General features: G+C 72.8%; 10 protein-coding genes and 1 pseudogene. 10 read left to right on the top strand and 1 reads right to left on the bottom strand.

The window, feature by feature from the left end:
• Window positions 1-73: 73 nt before the first annotated feature.
• The 3 genes and pseudogenes from ACIA5D_RS22250 (at window position 74) to ACIA5D_RS22260 (ending at window position 3,191) form a co-directional block, all read left to right on the top strand.
• Entirely contained in the window at window positions 74-289 is a 216-nt protein-coding gene (locus tag ACIA5D_RS22250; RefSeq protein WP_396032052.1) for a hypothetical protein, read from the top strand.
• 67 nt (window positions 290-356) lie between these two features.
• Window positions 357-1,820: pseudogene (locus tag ACIA5D_RS22255) on the top strand (replication-associated recombination protein A); the annotation flags it as partial.
• A gap of 963 nt (window positions 1,821-2,783) precedes the next feature.
• Complete coding sequence (locus ACIA5D_RS22260; RefSeq protein ID WP_396032053.1) at window positions 2,784-3,191, top strand: hypothetical protein; 408 nt, start codon at window positions 2,784-2,786, stop codon at window positions 3,189-3,191.
• A 400-nt stretch (window positions 3,192-3,591) separates the two neighbouring features.
• Here the strand turns inward: ACIA5D_RS22260 and ACIA5D_RS22265 are convergent, their stop codons facing one another.
• Window positions 3,592-3,906, bottom strand: coding sequence for a hypothetical protein (locus ACIA5D_RS22265; protein WP_396032054.1), 315 nt, complete (start codon window positions 3,904-3,906; stop codon window positions 3,592-3,594).
• Window positions 3,907-6,559: 2,653 nt separating this feature from the next.
• On the opposite strand from ACIA5D_RS22265, the gene ACIA5D_RS22270 reads away from it, so the two are divergent.
• The 7 genes from ACIA5D_RS22270 (at window position 6,560) to ACIA5D_RS22300 (ending at window position 13,283) form a co-directional block, all read left to right on the top strand.
• Entirely contained in the window at window positions 6,560-7,198 is a 639-nt protein-coding gene (locus ACIA5D_RS22270) for a hypothetical protein (RefSeq protein WP_396032055.1), read from the top strand.
• A gap of 67 nt (window positions 7,199-7,265) precedes the next feature.
• Window positions 7,266-7,715, top strand: coding sequence for a DUF948 domain-containing protein (locus ACIA5D_RS22275; RefSeq protein ID WP_396032056.1), 450 nt, complete (start codon window positions 7,266-7,268; stop codon window positions 7,713-7,715).
• 17 nt (window positions 7,716-7,732) lie between these two features.
• Entirely contained in the window at window positions 7,733-8,011 is a 279-nt protein-coding gene (locus ACIA5D_RS22280) for a hypothetical protein (RefSeq protein ID WP_396032057.1), read from the top strand.
• Window positions 8,008-10,692 carry an alanine--tRNA ligase gene (gene alaS / locus ACIA5D_RS22285; RefSeq protein ID WP_396032058.1) on the top strand — a complete coding sequence of 895 codons (2,685 nt, stop codon included), beginning with the start codon at window positions 8,008-8,010 and terminating at the stop codon, window positions 10,690-10,692. Before ACIA5D_RS22280 ends, alaS begins: the two co-directional genes overlap by 4 nt.
• A 23-nt stretch (window positions 10,693-10,715) precedes the next feature.
• The gene (gene ruvX / locus ACIA5D_RS22290) at window positions 10,716-11,171 is read left to right on the top strand and encodes a Holliday junction resolvase RuvX (RefSeq protein ID WP_396032059.1); all 456 of its coding nucleotides are present in this window, start codon (window positions 10,716-10,718) and stop codon (window positions 11,169-11,171) included.
• On the top strand, window positions 11,168-12,355 hold the full coding sequence (gene mltG / locus ACIA5D_RS22295; RefSeq protein ID WP_396032060.1) for an endolytic transglycosylase MltG: 1,188 nt from the start codon (window positions 11,168-11,170) through the stop codon (window positions 12,353-12,355). The genes ruvX and mltG overlap by 4 nt, the downstream gene beginning before the upstream one ends.
• A gap of 28 nt (window positions 12,356-12,383) precedes the next feature.
• Window positions 12,384-13,283, top strand: a complete 900-nt coding sequence (locus tag ACIA5D_RS22300; RefSeq protein ID WP_396032061.1) for a shikimate dehydrogenase — start codon at window positions 12,384-12,386, stop codon at window positions 13,281-13,283.
• Window positions 13,284-13,293: the final 10 nt, after the last annotated feature.

The raw sequence follows: 13,293 nt of genomic DNA on the forward strand, positions 1-13,293 counted from the left end.
CAAGGTGGAGTTTGGCGAACACGCACTGGTGGGTAAACGCAGGCCAGAAGGCTCTTACCCCCGGAGGATCCCCATGCTTGCTATCGCCGCTGCGATCGTTTTCGGTATCTGGCTCGTGCTCGACCTGCTCGACACGAACCTCGGCGCTCCCGACCTGTTCAACTTCCCGACGATGGCCTCGATCGGCTTCCTGCTGATCTCGCTCTACCTGGCCGGCATCGGCAGCGGCCCGCGCACCGGCTCGGGCTCCGGCCGCCGCTTCTACGGCCGTCGCCCCGGCCGCGGCTGATTCCGCACCGGCCCGCCCTCTTGGTGCATTTCCGGCATCGCCGGGCGGGCCGGTACTGTCGGTGCCGATGGAAATGGACGGGCTCTTCTCGCTGGCTCAGCCGGGTGGCGTTCAGGTCGCGTCGTCGGCTGCCGCCTTCACCCCACCGTCCGCCGATTCGCCGCTGCCCGTCCGCATGCGCCCCGCCGGCCTCGACGAGCTGGTCGGCCAGGGGCATCTGCTCGCGCCCGGCAGCCCGCTGCGCCAGCTGGTCACCAGCTCCAGCCCGATGTCGGTGATCCTGTGGGGCCCGCCCGGCACCGGCAAGACCACCATCGCCCACCTGGTCGCCGCCGCCACCGACCGCAAGTTCGTCGCGATGTCGGCGCTCTCGGCCGGCGTCAAGGACGTGCGCGCGGTGATCGAAACGGCCCGCCAGGAGCGGCGCCGCGGCGGCCCGCCCACGGTCCTGTTCATCGACGAGGTCCACCGCTTCAGCAAGACCCAGCAAGACTCGCTGCTCGCCGCCGTCGAGGACCGCACGGTCACGCTCCTCGCGGCGACCACCGAGAACCCGTACTTCTCGATCATTTCGCCCTTGCTCTCCCGCTGCGTGCTGCTGACCCTGCAGGCGCTGGGCGACGACGACGTGCGCCAGTTGGTGCGCCGCGCGCTCACCGATCCCCGCGGCCTGAGCGGCGCCGTCACGCTTTCCGCCGAAGCAGAAGACCATCTCGTACGCCTGGCGTCCGGCGACGTCCGCAAAGCGCTGACCGCCCTCGAGGCCGCGGCCTCCACGGCACAGGCCCAGGGCAGCGTCGAGATCGACCTGGCGACCGCCGAGAAGGCCGTCGACGTCGCGGCCGTGCGCTACGACCGCGACGGCGACGCCCACTACGACGTGATCAGCGCCTTCATCAAGAGCATGCGCGGCAGCGACCCCGACGCCGCGCTGCACTGGCTGGCCCGCATGCTGGTCGCCGGGGAAGACCCGCGCTTCATCGCCCGGCGCATCGTCATCTTCGCCAGCGAAGACGTGGGCATGGCCGACCCGCAGGCCCTGGTCGTCGCCAGCGCGGCGGCCCAGGCCGTGCAGCTCATCGGGCTGCCCGAGTGCCAGCTCAACCTGGCCCAGGCGGTTGTGCACATGGCCACCGCCCCCAAGTCGAACGCGGTCACCACGGCCCTCGGCGCCGCGATGGCCGACGTGCGGGCCGGCCGGGGCGGCGCGGTCCCCGCTCCGCTGCGCGACGCCCACTATCCCGGCGCACGTGGTCTTGGTCACGGTCGCGGTTACCGATACCCGCACGACGATCCACGCGGAGTAGTCACCCAGCAGTACATCCCCGACGACCTGACGACCGCCGAGTACTACCGGCCGACCGACCACGGCGCCGAACGCGCAGTCAGCGAGCGTGTCCCACGCCTGCGCCGCATCGTCCGGGGGCTCGCCGCGCCGCCGCGGCCACCCGCATCCGCGGGGTCCGACGCGACCGCCGGGCCACCCACACCCGACCGCGCGGCGGGTGGTGGATCGGCCGCAGATGCGTCACGCTCTTCGGTTAGCACCGAGCCAACGCCGCCTCCCGCGGCCGAGTTCGGTGCTGACGCCGAGCCGCAGCCAGCGGTTTCCGCAGGTCAGCCGTCATCGCCCGCCGCGGTGGCGGCCGATGAGCAGCCGTCGCCGGCCTTGCCGGCGCCGGCCGGGAACGAGTCGTCACCGGTTTCGCCGGTGACGGTTGGTGAAGAGTCGTCGCCGTCCGTGGCGGCGGGTGGCAGGTCGCCGTCGAAGCCGCAGACTTCGGCGGGGAGGAAGGCGTCGCGGTCCCGGGCCGCGGCGAGCAGGAAGCCGTCGTCGGTAGCGACAGCGGGCGAGAACGAGCCGTCGCCGGCAGCGACGGTGGGTGAGCACGAGCCGTCGCCGGCAGCGACGGTGGGCAAGGGGAAGCCGTCGCCGGCAGCGACGGTGGGCGAGGGGAAGCCGTCGCCGGTAGCGACGGTGGGCGAGGGGAAGCCGTCGTTGGCAGCGACGGCGAGCGAGGACGAGCCGTCGGCGACGCCGCCGGCGGGGGATGGGACAGAGGCGGCCGGCGAGGCCGCAGGCAGGGCAGACGACAGCGGCGAGACCGCCGGAGAGGAACAGCCGTGAATTCGCGCGGTGCCGAACGGCCCGACGACGAGGCCGACCTGCGCAAAGACACCGGTTCCCGGAAGGGACGCCGGTTCGGTCGAGGCCGTCCCGAGCCGGAGGTGCCCGAGGCGGTGCCCCAGGAGGAGACCGGCTGGCTCGACGACCTCCGCACCGCCAAGCAGCAGCGCGGCGCGATCGGCCCCGGCACCCTGGCCGGCGAGACGCGCCCCAGCAAGAGCGGCCGCATGGCGCCCGGCCCCGACGACCACCCCGACGACCAAGATCTCCCCTTCGGCGGCGCCGCCTCCGGCTGGCAGTCGCCCAGTGGCTCTTTCCCGTCCGGCGTGGCCCCCACGTCTCCGGCCCAGCCCGGCCGTCCCGCTGGTGATCCGGCCCAGCCCGGCCGTCCCGCTGGTGATCCGGCCCAGCCCGGCCGTCCCGCTGGTGATCCGGCCCAGCCCGGCCGTCTCGCCGGTGATCCGGCCCAGCCCGGCCGTCTCGCCGGTGGTCCCGCCCAGCCTGGTGGTCCCGCTGGTGGTTCCGCCCAGCCCGGTCGTCTCGCCGGTGGTCCCGCCCAGCCTGGCCGCGCCGTCCCGCCGCAGGGCCAGCCCGGCCGCGCGGTTCCTCCCCCGCAGCCCGGCTGGCAGTCGCCGAGTGGCACGCACCCCGCGGCCCATTCCGGTCCCATACAGCCGCCCGCCGGTCGGGCGGCGCCCGGCTGGCAGGACGCCAGCGGCGCCCACCCCGCCGGCGGTTGGCGTGACGATGCTCCGCCCGCTCCCGGCCCGGTGAGCCCCGCGGGCGGTCGCGCAGGCCGGTCCCCTGCGGTGCCGCGGCAGGCGACCTCTTCGCCGGTGTCGCCGGCGCAGCAGAACCAGCCCGGCCGGATGACGCCGGGACAACGCTCCGGCCCGATCGTGCCGGGTCAGACGTCGGGCCCGATGGGGCCCGGGCAGCCTCCTCCTGGTGGTCCCGCGAGACCCGGGCAGTATGCGCCCAGCAACCCGATGAGGCCTGGGCAGCACGCGCCCGGCGACTCGATGGAGCCCGGGCAATACGCGCCCGGCGACCCGATGGGGCCCGGGCAGTATCCGCCGGGCGCCGCCCCCGTGTCGCCGGCCGGCTCGCGCCGGGGCGGACCCGGCGGCCCGCCGGTACCCGGCCAGGGCCGTGGCCGCGTCGACCAGGCCGCCTACGCGACCCGGCACGGCGCCGCCGCGGAGGAGGGTCGTCGCCCACTCGACCCGTCGACCTCCGGCCCGATCCCCGGCGTCCCGCTCTCCGGCAACGCGCCCGAGGTGCCGACGCCGCGGCCGGTCTCCCCGGCGTCGCGCCCGGTCTCTCCGGCCTCCCGCCCGGTCTCCCCGGCTTCGCGGCCCACTTCCTCGGCGGGCCCGCGCGACCGCTTCCGCACCGACAGCCCATCCGGCGGCCGTGCCCAGGCGCCGGGCACCCCGATGCCCTCGTCGCCCGCCGGTCCGCCTTCCGGCCGCTCTCCCGGCGACACCGGCCCGGCGTTCCCCGGCTCGGGTCCGGCGCGTCCTGGCGGCGCGGGCCCGGCATCCCCTAGCTCCGGCCCGGTGTTCCCCGGCTCGGGTCCGGCCCGTCCTGGCGGCGCGGGCCCGGCGTCTCCCAGCTCCGGCCCGGCGTTCCCCGGCTCGGGCGCGGCCCGTTCCGGCGGCGCGGGCCCGGCGTCTCCCAGCTCCGGCCCGGCGTTCCCCGGCTCGGGCGCGGCCCGTTCCGGCGGCGCGGGCCCGGTGTTCCCCGGCTCGGGTCCGGCCCGTTCCGGCGGCGCGGGCCCGGCGTCCCCCCGCTCCGGCCCGGCGTTCCCGGGCGGTGGCCCCGGTTACCCGGGTGACCCCTCGGGCGGCAGCGGCTTCACCGGTCGCCACGGCGCTGACGGCCCGTCCTATCCGGGCGGCGACACGACAGGCCGCCACGGTGGTGATGGCCCCGGTTTCGGCGAGTCGACCGGCCGCCACGGCGCCGACGGCGCAGGCTTCGGCGACTCGACCGGCCGGCGCGGTGGCGACGGTGCCGGTTTCGGCGAGTCGACTGGTCGGCGGGGTGGCGACGGTGCCGGTTTCGGCGAGTCGACTGGTCGGCGGGGTGGCGACGGCCATCCCGGTGGCGACCCGGCGCGGCGGCGCGGCGGCGACTATGCCGGCGGCAATTCGACCGGCCGCCACGGCGGTGACGGTGCCGGCTTCCCCGGTGGCGGCGACCCCTACTCGAACGATGACCCTGTTGGACGGCGCGGCGCCGACGGCCAAGGCGGTGGGCCGGGTTTTTCCCGGGGTGGCGAGTCCACCGGACGGCATGGCGGCGACGCGGATGACTTCCCCGGCGAGCCGGGTTACCAGAACGAATCGACCGGGCGGCACGGCACGGCCGGTCGTCGCGGCGAAGGCACAGGCCGGCACGGCACGCCCGCAGCAGACGGTCTTGAGGGCGGCCGCAGGCGTCCCCAGGATCTAGCCGGCGCGCAAGGCCCCGGCCCGCGTGGTCGCGGTGGCCGCCCGGCGCCCGGACGGGGCGGACCCGATGACGGCGGCGACACGGGCGGCTTCCGACCCGGTGGCCCGGGCGCGGGTGGCCCCGATGGTTCGCGCGTGGGTGGACCTGGCGGCCCGGGCGCGGGAGGCCCCGGTGGTTCGCGCGCGGTTGGACCTGGCGGTCCGGGCGCGGGTGGACCTGGCGGTGCAGGCGTTGGCGGGCCCGGTGGTCCGGGCGTGGGTGGCGCGGGCGGCGGTCCGGGCATGGGCTCGGCGCCCAGTTCGGGTGGGCCCGCGGGCGGTCAGCCCGTGCGGGCGGCGGCCAAGGTCGTTGTGGTGCCCGGGCGTCAGGGCGCCCGCACCCCGGCGGTGCCCGGACGTGCGGGTGCCATGGCAGGCGGGGCCGCGCAACGCCCCGGCGAGACTTCCGGCCCGATCAACCCGCCGCGCGGCGGCCGCGGCCCGCGCAACGGCCCGGCGACGGGCGCGATGCAGGGCCCCGGGGTCGACGGCATGCCGTCCGGCCCGATCGGACGGCCGGGCTCCGACGAGATGCCCTCCGGCCCGATCCGGCGGGGTCCCGGGGCGATGCGCCCGGACTCGGATGACGTGCCCTCCGGCCCGATCCGGCGTGGTCCTGGGGGGGTGCGTCCGGAGTCGGATGAGATGCCTTCCGGTCCGGTTCGGCGCGGTCCTGCGGGGTTGCGGCCGGAGTCGGATGAGATGCCTTCCGGTCCGGTCCGGCGTGGTCCTGGGGGGATGCGTCCGGAGTCGGACGAGATGCCCTCGGGGCCGATCGGCCGGCCGGGGCCGGGTGGAATGCGTCCCGACGTTGATGATTTGCCGTCGGGGCCTGTTGGCGTGCGCTCGGGGCCGGCGGGGCCGGTTTCGCCGGGGCGGCCGCCGATGCCGGGCTCGCCACAGCACAGTCAGGCTTTGCCGGCTCGGCCGGTTTCGGGGCCGCAGGGGCAGCCGTTGCCGGGGCGTGTCGGAGCGTCGCAGGCCGGGCCGGGCCCGGGTGGGCGCGGACAGGCCTCCGGGCGTAACGGCGGGCCGGGTGGCGGATCGGGCTCGATGGGGGCCGCGTCCGCCGGCGCCGCCCCGGTCGGGTCGGCCTCCGTGGGCGCTGCGTCCGTGGGTACCCCGTCGGGTGCCGCATCGGTGGGTGCGGGCGCGGGCGCCGGCGCCGTCGGGGCAGGCCCGGGTTCCGCATCCGTGGGTGCTGCGAGCGTGGGGGCCGCGAAGGCGGGCTCCGCCGCGCTGGGTGCCGCGAGCGTGGGTGCCGCGAGCGTTGGTGCTGCAGGCGTGGGCGCTGCGTCCGTGGGTTCTGCGAGCGTGGGTGCTGCGAGCGTGGGGGCCGCCAAGGTGGGCTCCGCCGGGCTGGGTGCGGCGGGCGTGGGGTCTGCGAGCGTGGGCGTTGCGTCGGGGGCTGCGAAGGTGGGCGCGGCGTCCGTGGGGGCCGGGCCGGGCCGGCTCAACGGCGCGGCGGGCGTGGGTGAACGCTCGGCGAACCCGCGTACGAGTGCTCCGGGCGTACCCCCAAGGGGTGAAGAACGTGGGGCAGCGCCTGTTGTCGGCGCCAAGGCCGGTGCGGCGAAAGCCGCCGCCGGCTCGCCGGAGAGCGCGGCGGGGCTTCGCGGAGCCGGCAACGAGCTTCGTAACAAGATGCGGACCCAGCGGCGGCTCCGGGTGGTGACGCTGCTCTCCCTCGCGGTCGTCGTGCTCATGGTGATGCCGGCGTTCTTCGGGCTCCGGTCGCTCGGCAAGGACCCGGTGTTCGGCTCGCTGGACTCGCTCGGCGTGCCCTCGTGGGCCGAGCAGGACGTGCGGGACAACGGCAGCGGGAGCCTGTGGTGCTTCCTCGACTGCCGGTTCCGGGAGCGGATCGCGCAGTCCTCGAAGCCGTTCAAGGAGACCGCCGCGGCCTACACGACGGCGCTGGAGAAGGCCGGCTGGACGCCCTGGAGGGTGAGCGAGTGCCCGGAGACCGCGATCGCGGCCGATCAGGGCACCTACACCTGCTTCAAGCGGGACGAGTTCACTCTGGACCTGTGGGTGCGGCTGCCGGAATGCGCCGTGGACCAGGTGGCCGCGCAGGATCCGACGGTGGTGCTGCCTTCCTCGGCGGTCACTCCGGAGCCGAAGAAATGCGTGGGGTCGACGATCAGCATCAAGGTGACGAACGCGATCGCCGACACCCGTGGCAAACCGGAGCCGAAGCAGGACAAGCCGCTGGTCGGCGAGACGCCGGAGCCGGGGCTCTCCAACGATCCGCTCTTGGAGCCGACACCCGCGGCGTCGTGAAGCGGGGCGAGGTCACGGACGGTAGGGTCTGCACGTTGACCCGCCACCCGTAGAGGAGTTGCGCCAGATGGACGCCGGAGAAATCGCTGGACTGATCGCGGCGGGCGCCTTCCTGATGCTCGTCATCGTGCTGGCCGTGCCGATCCTCAAGCTCGGCCGCACGGTCGACGCCGCGACCCGGGCGATCAACGACCTGACCGACCGCACCGGCCCGCTGCTCGGCAACGTCAACGAGACGGTGGAGAATGTGAACACCGCCCTCGGCCAGGTGCAGGTCTCTTTGGACGGTGTCAACGTCCAGCTCGCCAAGGTCGACACGATCACCGAGGGCGTCGCGCACGTCACCGCCAATGTGGCCAACCTGTCCACGGTCGTCGCCGCGGCCGCCGCCAGCCCGCTGGTCAAGGTGGCCTCGTTCGGCTACGGGCTGCGCAAGGCCGTGAACAACCGGCGCCGCGCCGAGGAGGACCGCGAGGTCCGCGAGACCGTCAAGCAGCGCCGCAAGGCTCGCCGTTAAAACCGAAGGGAAAGAAAATGAAGCGCCTGCTGTGGCTGGGCGTCGGCCTGGCCGTCGGCGCCCTCGTCGTTCGCAAGCTCACCAAGAAGGCGAACGAATTCACCCCGTCGGGCATCGCGACGTCCCTGTCGCAATCCGCCGGCGGTCTGGTCGAGTCGATGCGTAGCTTCGTTGACGACGTCCGCGACGGGATGACCGAGCGGCAGGAGCAGATCTCCCAGGCGTTCGCCGAGGGTGAGCTGTTCGAGGACGGGCTGACTGAGTTCGATCAGGATGGCCAGGAGGGGAACCGATGAAGACGGCGGAAGTCAAGCGGCGCTTTCTCGCGCATTTCGAGGCCAACGGGCACACGGTGGTCCCGAGTGCCCCGCTGCCGGCCATCGACGACCCGAACCTGCTGTTCATCAACGCCGGCATGGTGCAGTTCGTGCCGTTCTTCCTGGGGCAGCGCACCCCACCGTATTCGCGCGCGGCCAGCGTGCAGAAGTGCATCCGGACGCCGGACATCGACGAGGTCGGCAAGACCAGCCGGCACGGCACGTTCTTCCAGATGAACGGCAACTTCTCGTTCGGTGACTACTTCAAGGCGGGCGCGATCCCGCTCGCCTGGGAGCTGTCCACGAAGCCGGTCGAGCAGGGCGGCTTCGGCCTCGACCCGGAGAAGATCTGGGCGACCGTCTACCTCGACGACGACGAGGCCATCGAGATCTGGAAGCAGACCGGCATGCCGGCCGAGCGGATCGTGCGCCGCGGCAAGAAGGACAACTTCTGGTCGATGGGCATCCCCGGCCCGGCCGGCCCGTGCTCCGAGCTGTACTACGACCGCGGCCCGTCCTATGGCCCCGAGGGCGGCCCCGAGGTCGACGAGGACCGGTACCTGGAGTTCTGGAACCTGGTCTTCATGCAGCACGAGATCACGAACGTGAAGTCGAAGGAGGACTTCACGATCGTCGGCGATCTGCCGAAGCAGAACATCGACACCGGCATGGGTCTCGAGCGCATCGCCTCGATCCTGCAGGGCGTCGACAACCTGTACGAGATCGACGAGGTGCGCCCGATCCTGGCCCGCGCCGCCGAGATGACCGGCAAGCAGTACGGCGCCCATTCGGGGCATGCGGCAAACCAGTCACACCCCGACGACGTACGCCTGCGGGTGATCGCCGACCACGTCCGCACCGCGCTGATGCTCATCGGCGACGGCGTGATCCCCTCCAACGAGGGTCGCGGCTACGTGCTGCGGCGGATCATGCGCCGCGCGATCCGGGCGATCCGGCTGCTCGGCTGGCAGGCCCCGGCGCTGCCCGAGCTGCTGCCGGTGGCGCGCGACTGCATGGCACCGTCGTACCCCGAGCTGGCCACCGAGTTCCAGCGGATCTCCGAATACGCGTACGCGGAGGAAGATTCGTTCCTTTCCACGTTGCGGGCCGGCACGACGATCCTGGACACGGCGATCACGGATGCCAAGAAGTCGGGCACGCCGGCTTTGTCCGGATCGCAGGCTTTCCAGCTGCACGACACCTATGGCTTCCCGATCGATCTGACCCTCGAGATCGCCGGCGAGCAGGGCCTTTCCGTTGACGAGGACGGCTTCCGGCGGCTGATGGCCGACCAGCGGGCCCGCGCGAAGGCGGACGCCGCCGCGCGCAAGACCGGCCACGCCGACCTCAGCGCCTACCGCGGCGCGCTGGACGAGGGCGGCCCGGTCGAGTTCACCGGCTACCAGGAGGTCACCCGCGAGTCGCGGGTGCGCGCGCTGCTCGGCGACGGCGGGCGTCTGCAAGCCGCCGGCGAGGGCGACTTCGTCGAGATCGTGCTCGACACCACCCCGTTCTACGCCGAGGGCGGTGGCCAGCAGGCCGACACCGGCGTGATCAACGTGGGCGCGGGTCAGCTCGAGATCGTCGACGTCCAGCAGCCGCTGCCCGGCCTGATCGTGCACAAGGCCCGGGTGATCCGCGGCGAGGTGCGGGTGGGCGAGTCGGCGGAAGCCGAGATCGACGTGACCCGGCGCCGGGCGATCTCGCGCTCGCACACCGCGACCCACCTGATCCACCAGACCATGCGGCACTTCCTCGGCGAGTCGGCGACCCAGGCGGGCTCGCTCAACGCGCCGGGCCGCCTGCGGTTCGACTTCAACACGCCGGGGGCCGTCTCGCCGACCGTGCTGCACGACGTCGAGCAGCAGGTGAACGAGGTGCTCCTGCGCGACCTCGAGGTGCACGCGTTCATCACCTCCCAGGAGGAAGCGCGCCGGCTCGGCGCGATGGCTCTCTTCGGGGAGAAGTACGGCGATGAGGTCCGAGTGGTTGAAGTCGGCGACTACGCGCGTGAGCTTTGCGGCGGCACGCACGTGGCCCGCTCCGGCCAGCTGGGCCTCGTGAAGATCCTCAACGAGTCGTCGATCGGCTCCGGCGTGCGCCGGGTCGAGGCGCTCGTCGGCATCGACGCGTTCGGCTTCCTCGCCAAGGAACACCTGCTGGTCTCGCGCCTGGCCGAGCTGTTCCGGGTGCCCGGCGACCAGGTCGCCGACCGGGTCGAGCAGACCGTCACGGCGCTGCGCGACGCCGAGAAGGAGCTCGACAAGATGCGGGCACAGATGGTGCTCGGCGGCGCGGGCGCGCTCGCCGGCCAGGCCCGCGATCTGCACGGCGTCGCGTACGTCGGGACCGAGGCGCCCGAGGGCGCGGCCGGCAACGATGTGCGTACCCTTGCCCAGGAGATCCGGGGCAAGATCGACTCCGCTCGACCGGCGGTGGTCGCGGTCGCGTCCCGGGCCAACGGCAAGGCGTCGCTGATCGTGGCGATCAACGCTGCCGCTCTCGGCAAGGGCCTCTCCGCGGCCGACCTGGTCAAGGGAGCTCTTTCCGGTCGAGGTGGCGGAAACAAGGAGCTTGCGCAGGGTGGCGGCATCCCGGCCGACCAGGTTCCGGCGCTGCTCGCAGCGGTGGAGAAGGCGGTGATCGACGCCGCCGCATGACGGGGACTACGGAGGGTAACCGGATGAGCGCGCTGTCGCGGGGTAGGCGGCTGGGCGTCGATGTCGGTAAGGTGCGCGTCGGGGTCGCCATAAGCGACCCTGACGGGATCCTGGCCACCCCCCTGGTCACGGTGCCCCGTGACATGGGCGCGGCACCCAACGCCGTGCCTAGCGACATAGCCGAGCTCGTTCGTCTCGTGGGGGAACACGAGGCGGTCGGGATCGTGGTAGGGCTTCCCGTGCGCCTCAACGGGCTCGAGGGTCCTGCCGCCATCGACATTCGTGCGTACGCTGGGCGACTGGCGGAGGTGGTCGGCCTCCCGGTCGTCATGGCGGACGAAAGGATGTCAACCGTGGTCGCAACCCGACGGCTCGCCGAGCGCGGCGTCCGGGGCAAACGGCAGCGGGCGGTCGTCGACCAGGCGGCCGCGGTGGAGATCCTGCAGAGCTGGCTGGACGCGCAGCGGAGGCAGAGATGATCGACGAGCTGGACCTGGCGTTCGACGAGCACGCCGAACGCGGACGGCCCCGCCACCGGCGGGGAAGCCGCGGTGGAAAGAAGGGCTCGGGTAAGTCCGGCGTCGCGTTTTTGATGGCTTTCATCCTGTTGGCCCTTCTGGGCGGCGGAGTCTACTTCGGCTACAGCAAGGTGAAAGACTTCTTCGTCGCGGCCGACTACAGCGGCGAGGGAACTGATCCGGTTCAGGTGACCATTGCCAAGAACTCGACCCTCACCGAGATCGGCAACACCCTGGTCGATTCCGACGTGGTGAAAAGCACCAAGGCGTTCGTGAATGCCGCGGGCGAGAACCCACGCGGAAAGAACATTCAGTCCGGGACGTACAAGATGCGCAAGCAGATGTCGGCGAAGAGCGCGGTCACTCTGCTGCTCGACCCGAAGTCGCGGATCACCTCGGGTGTGACGATCACCGAGGGCCAGACCTCGATGCAGATCTTCGCGACGCTGTCGAAGGCGACGAACATTCCGGTCAAGGACTTCCAGGAAGCCGCGAAGAAGCCCACCGAGCTCGGCGTGGCCGACTTCTGGTTCAAGCGGCGCGACAACAAGCCCGCGGCCACCGGCAGCATCGAGGGATTCCTGTTCCCCGACACGTACGAGTTCGACCCGAAACTGAACGCCGCGCAGATCCTCGAGGTCATGGTGCAGCGGTTCAACTCGGTCGCCGAGGAGCTGGGCTTCGTCGACAACGTGCAGAACAACCTGTCCGTGTCGCCGTACGAGGCGCTGATCGTGGCCTCGCTCGCGCAGGCCGAGGCGGGCGTCCCCAAGGACCTGCCGAAGATCGCGCGGGTCGCGTACAACCGGGCGTACAAGGCGAACATGCCGCTCGAGTTCGACGTGACCGCGAACTACTGGCTCGAGCTCAACGGCAAGGGCGCCAAGCACTCGGGCAGTCTCACCGCCGCCGAGATCGATGACCCGAAGAACCCGTACAACACCAAGAGCAAGCGCGGGCTGCCGATCGGGCCGATCGACAACCCCGGCCACGCGGCGCTGCAGGGCGCCATGCAGCCGGCCGCGGGCAACTGGCTGTACTTCGTGGCGATCGACAAGGACGGCAACTCGATCTTCACGAACGACTACGCGCAGCACCAGAAGAACATCGCCCAGGCCTGCAGGAACGGCGTGCCGCTCTGCTGAAGTTCTTGTCGTACCGACCGGATACGGTGTGTCGGTGACCGCCGCCGACACACCGTTGCGCCGGGCCGCCGTGCTCGGCCGGCCGATCGCACACTCGCTCTCCCCGGTGATCCACAACGCGGGTTTTGCCGCGGCGCGCCTCACCGGCTGGAGCTATGTGGCGATCGAGTGCGGCGTGCCCGATCTGGCGAGCCTGCTCGACGGTCTCGACGCGTCGTGGGCGGGCCTCTCCCTGACCATGCCGCTCAAGGAAGAGGCGCTGCGCCTTGCGGCGACAGCGACGAAGGTCGCGCAGGCGACCGGCGCGGCCAATACTCTGGTACGCGATGAGCACGGCGCCTGGCACGCGGACAACACCGACGTCGCCGGCATGGTCCGGGTGCTCCGCGACGCGGGCCTCGGCACGTCGCCGTCGGTGACCGTGCTGGGCGGGGGAGGCCTCGGCACGTCGCCGTCAGTGACCGTGCTCGGCGGGGGAGGAACCTGCCGGGCGGCGCTGGGCGCGGCGGCCGAGCTGGGCGCGACCGAGGTGACCGTGGTGACCCGCCGGCCTTCGGTGCGCGACGAGCTGGCGCCGGCCGCCGACGCGCTGGGCCTGAAACTGCTCGGCGCCGACTGGTCCGAGGCCGCGTCGCTCTTCGAGGCCGACGCCGTGATCTCCACCGTTCCCAAGGGCGCCGCCGACCACCTCGCCGGCGATGTCACATGGCGGCCCGGGACCGTGCTCTTCGACGCCATCTACGACCCGTGGCCGACGCCGCTGGCCGCCGCCGCTGCCGCCGCCGGGGTGCCGGTGGTCTCCGGGCTCGACCTGTTGCTGGGGCAGGCGCTGAGCCAGTTCGAGCAGTTCACCGGGGTTACGCCCGCCCCCGAGGCAGCGATGCGCGCCGCGTTGTTCGAGGCGGCCAGCCGCCGGTCAGCAGCGTGACCGACAGCAG

Source organism: Actinoplanes sp. NPDC051513, from assembly GCF_044454685.1.
In the GTDB taxonomy this organism is placed as follows: Bacteria; Actinomycetota; Actinomycetes; order Mycobacteriales; family Micromonosporaceae; genus Actinoplanes.